This is a genomic window from Burkholderia sp. Tr-862 (assembly GCF_011753085.1).
Lineage (GTDB): Bacteria > Pseudomonadota > Gammaproteobacteria > Burkholderiales > Burkholderiaceae > Burkholderia > Burkholderia ambifaria.
Genome location: NZ_VWWG01000277.1, coordinates 1 through 4493, shown reverse-complemented (window position 1 = coordinate 4493; position 4493 = coordinate 1). Strand labels below are relative to the sequence as shown.

Sequence of the window (4493 nt, the reverse complement as noted above, 5' to 3'; positions counted from 1 at the left end):
CGGTCACCTATGCGAACGCGTACACGCGCTCGCGCGTGACCGACAATCTGTGCAATTTCAGCTTCGCGACCACCAGCGCGCCGACCGGCACGGTCGCGTCGCCCGCCGCGTCGCCGATGCCGGCCATCTTCGGCGTCGGCAACGGCGTGCCGCCGACGGGCGGCATCGACCTCGTGTTCAACACGGGCGCGGGCGTCGATCACCGGCTCGCGACCCCCGACGCGAGCTTCGCGGGCGCGCTGTGCCTGCGCCAGCTGTGGACCAACGGGATGCTCGACATGCCGGCGAACGTCGAGGCCGTGCGCGTGAACGCGAACCTGCAGGGCAAGCCCGCGATCATCGTGCAGGGCCGCAGCGACGCGCTGGTGCCGGTGAACCACGCGTCGCGCGCGTACGTCGCGCAGAACAGCATCAGCGAAGGCGGCCGCAGCCAGCTCGTGTTCTACGAGGTGACGAACGGGCAGCACTTCGACGCGTTCCTGCCCGTCGCGGGCTTCGATACGCGCTTCGTGCCGGTCCACTACTACAACCTGCAGGCGCTGAACCTGATGTGGCGCCATCTGAAGAACGGCGCCGCGCTGCCGCCGTCGCAGGTGATCCGCACGGTGCCGCGCGGCGGCACGCCGGGCGCCGCACCCGCACTGACGAGCGCGAACCTGCCGCCGATCGCGACGGCGCCCGGCGCGAACGCGATCACGGCCGGCGCCGGCGCGATCGACGTGCCGCTCTGACGGCATCCGCCGTACCGCGTTGATGAAGCCGGACGGTCGTCCGGCTTTTTCTTTTTGCGAGTCTGGAATCGGTCCCGCACTGGCCTTTATCAGAATGGCGAGGGCCGTAACAAATTGTTACTTTACGGCGGAAAACCCGGAATCTATTATGCGCCGGTATTTTCACTTAATTTAATAAATTCCATATAGGCGATATTCCTTTCCATCTAGTTAATCGATCCTTTCGATTTTATTAAATCGGCTCGAGTTGCGATTGGTCGCCGTTTCGCGATTAATCGGTATCTCGCCGGCTGGGATCGTTCGTCTGTTCGAAGCGAAGGTGCCTTATAGGGCGGGCTTCGCGGGGGATGCTTTTGCTGCCGATTTCACGCGCATGCGGATGACGGGCCTGAATTCGCATTGCCGCGCATTATTGAATTGCCGTTTGCAATGGAATGGATTCCATTGTGCGATCGCGGAATACGGGTGGGGTAAATCGTGCCGATCGGTATTCGCCGATCCGGTAAAAAACTCGGAAGTGCATCGCAAAACGAATGCACTCCCGGTGCGGAGCGTCGGCGCAAATGATCCTTTGCGGCCGGCGGTATTTATCGTTCTGTTCGAGAGGCAATAATGACGACACTGAAGTCCTTGAAAGACGGTTTCGCGCTATTTGGAACGACACTGAGCATGCCGCTTGCCGCAGCCGCGGCCGCGGCGCTGCTCGTCACGGGGTGCGGCGGCGACGACGGGTCCGGCCCGACCGCCGCCACCGCGGCGGCCGCGACGACGTCGAACGGCAGCGCGGCGGCCAGCACCGACGCAACGGCCGCCGTGGCCGACCAGCCGTACGTCGACAACGACGTGTACGGCACCGGACCGGATGACGCGGTCACGGATTCGACCGAAGGGGCCGCGGTCGTGCACCGTCAGGTCACGATCGGCGGCAAGACCGTCAAGTACACGGCCACCACGGGCCACCTGACCACGATCGACCCGGTCACGTCGGCGCCGAACGCGAAGATGTTCTACGTCGCGTACACGCAGGACAACCCGGACCCGTCGAAGCCGCGCCCGGTCACGTTCTTCTACAACGGCGGCCCCGGCTCGTCGTCGGTCTACCTGCTGCTCGGCTCGTACGGGCCGAAGCGCCTGCAGTCGTCGTTCCCGAACTTCACGCCGCCGGCTCCGTACAAGCTGCTCGACAACCCGGACAGCCTGCTCGACCGCACCGACCTCGTGTTCATCAACCCGGTCGGCACCGGCTATTCGGCGGCGATCGCCCCGGCGAAGAACAAGGACTTCTGGGGCACCGACCAGGACGCGCACTCGATCGACCGCTTCATCCAGCGCTACCTGACCAAGTACTCGCGCTGGAATTCGCCGAAGTTCCTGTACGGCGAGTCGTACGGCACGGCGCGCAGCGCGGTCGTGTCGTGGGTGCTGCATGAGGACGGCATCGACCTGAACGGGATCACGCTGCAGTCGTCGATCCTCGACTATGCGAATGCGCTGTCCGCGCCGGGCACGTTCCCGACGCTCGCGGCCGACGCGTTCTACTGGAAGAAGACGACGCTCAATCCGACACCGACCGATCTCGACGCGTACATGGTGCAGGCCCGCAACTACGCGGACAACACGCTCGCGCCGCTCGCGCAGAAGCCGAACCCGCAGGACGGCGGCTTCGTGAACGTGCGGCTGAACCTGAACCTGCAGACCGCGCAGCAGATGGGTTCGTACATCGGCACGGATCCGACGTCGCTGATCCAGACCTTCGGCAATCCGGCCGCACTCGGCAACGTACCGTCGTCGAACGACAACCCGCCGTACACGTTCTTCCTGACGCTCGTGCCGGGCACGCAGATCGGCCAGTACGACGGTCGTGCGAATTTCACGGGCAAGGGCATCGCGCCGTACATCCTGCCGAACTCGGGCAGCAACGATCCGTCGATCACGAACGTCGGCGGCGCGTACACGGTGCTTTGGAACAGCTACATCAACACCGACCTCAAGTACACGTCGACGTCGTCGTTCGTGGACCTGAACGACCAGGTCTTCAACAACTGGGACTTCAGCCACACCGACCCGACCGGCGCGAACAAGGGCGGCGGCAATACGCTGTACACGGCGGGCGACCTGGCGGCGACGATGAGCGTGAACCCGGACCTGAAGGTGCTGTCGGCGAACGGCTACTTCGATGCGGTCACGCCGTTCCACCAGACCGAGCTGACGCTCGCGCAGATGCCGCTCGATCCGACGCTCAAGGCGCAGAACCTGACGATCAAGAACTACCCGTCGGGCCACATGATCTACCTGAACGACGCGTCGCGGACCGCGCTGAAGGGCGACCTCGGCAACTTCTACGACGGCATCCTCGCGAACCGTACCGCGCTGCAGCGCGTGCTGAAGCTGCAGGCACGTACGCAGCAGCTCAAGCAGCAGCAATTGAAGCAGCAGGGGCAGTAAGCGTCGCGTGGCGGCCCGCGCGGCCCGGCCTTGCGCCGGGCGGTGCGGATTTCGCGAGGCCCCGGATGGACGACAGCCCGATCGGCGCAGGCCGGTCGGGCTGTTTTTTGTGGAGACGGTGCCGGCGCGCCAGGCGCCGCAAGCAGCGCGTCTCGCGGCGCGGGAACCGCCGGCCGCGTCGTTACGCGAGCACGAGCCGTATGCCGACCGCGACGAGTGTCGCGGCGAGCAGGTTGCGCAGCAGCCGCTCGGGCGCGCGCGCGGACAGCACGCTGCCGAGCACGATGCCGGGCAGCGAGCCGAGCAGCAGCGACAGCAGCATCGACCAGTCGACCGAGCCGAGCAGCCAGTGGCCCATGCCCGCGACGAGCGTGAGCGGCACAGCGTGCGCGATGTCGGACCCGACGATGCGGGTGGTCGCGAGCGCCGGGTACAGCAGCAGAAGCACGGTGACGCCGATCGCGCCGGCGCCGACCGACGTCATCGACACGAGCACGCCGAGCACGGCGCCCGTCAGCACGGTCGACCACAGCGTGCGCGCGGGGCTCGGCGCGAGCGGGTTGCGTACGGCGAGCGCGGTGAGTTGCGGGCGGAAGATCAGCGCGAGCGACGTGAGCAGCAGCGCGATGCCGAGCACCAGCTGGATCATCCGCGCGGTGCCGGGCGAATTCACCCCGTGCGTGTGCAGCACCCACAGCGTGACGGCCGCGGCCGGGACGCTGCCGGCCGCGAGCCGGCCGGTGATGCGCCAGTCGATCGACCCCTTCAGCCCGTGGACGAGCGTGCCGGTCGCCTTGGTCGCGGCTGCGTACAGCAGGTCGGTGCCGACCGCCGTCGCGGGGTGGACGCCGAACAGCAGCACGAGGATCGGCGTCATCAGCGAACCGCCGCCGACGCCCGTCAGGCCGACGAGAATGCCGACGAACAGGCCGGACAGGGAGTACAGCAGATCGATATGGGGGAGCGACATCGGAAGCAGGCGGTTATGCGACGTTCGGCGGCGGCGCGCGGCTGCGGCGCGCGCGTCAAAGTCCGCCATTGTCGCAAAAGTGGCGCGTTGGTGTACGACTACGTTAAAAATCGGCCGGCAAGGCCCGCCGGGCGGGCCGTTCGCGGCGGGTGAAACGTGCGTTTGAACAGGCGCCGGGCCCGACGGAGCGGCGCACCGGTGTCCGTGGGCGGGTTGGCCGATGCCCGGCTATCGGGCAGGACGGGGCTGATGCGGGAGGCAAGGCCGGGCGGAGCGCGCCCCGGCTTGGCCCGCCGGCCGTCAGTGCAGCGCGGGGCCGACACCCGAAACGGCGTCCTGGCGGCGGA

The 4493-nt window shown here is 66.9% G+C and carries 4 protein-coding genes; 3 read left to right on the top strand and 1 reads right to left on the bottom strand.

The window, feature by feature from the left end:
- From F3J14_RS33590 to F3J14_RS33580, 3 genes are all read left to right on the top strand, one after another.
- The coding region (locus tag F3J14_RS33590; RefSeq protein WP_247682345.1) for a D-(-)-3-hydroxybutyrate oligomer hydrolase at positions 1-731 on the top strand (731 nt) is incomplete at its 5' end.
- 253 nt (positions 732-984) lie between these two features.
- Positions 985-1344, top strand: a complete 360-nt coding sequence (locus F3J14_RS33585) for a hypothetical protein (protein ID WP_166726576.1) — start codon at positions 985-987, stop codon at positions 1342-1344.
- A complete protein-coding gene (locus tag F3J14_RS33580; RefSeq protein ID WP_166726574.1) occupies positions 1344-3176 on the top strand; it encodes a peptidase S1 in 1833 nt (610 codons plus the stop codon). Before F3J14_RS33585 ends, F3J14_RS33580 begins: the two co-directional genes overlap by 1 nt.
- A gap of 181 nt (positions 3177-3357) precedes the next feature.
- Here the strand turns inward: F3J14_RS33580 and F3J14_RS33575 are convergent, their stop codons facing one another.
- Complete coding sequence (locus F3J14_RS33575) at positions 3358-4146, bottom strand: sulfite exporter TauE/SafE family protein (protein WP_166726572.1); 789 nt, start codon at positions 4144-4146, stop codon at positions 3358-3360.
- Positions 4147-4493: the final 347 nt, after the last annotated feature.

Excerpts from the sequence above, each read along its gene's own strand:
- F3J14_RS33580 (WP_166726574.1), top strand. The coding sequence starts at position 1,344 with ATGACGACACTGAAGTCCTTGAAAGACGGTTTCGCGCTATTTGGAACG.
- F3J14_RS33575 (WP_166726572.1), bottom strand. The coding sequence starts at position 4,146 with ATGTCGCTCCCCCATATCGATCTGCTGTACTCCCTGTCCGGCCTGTTC.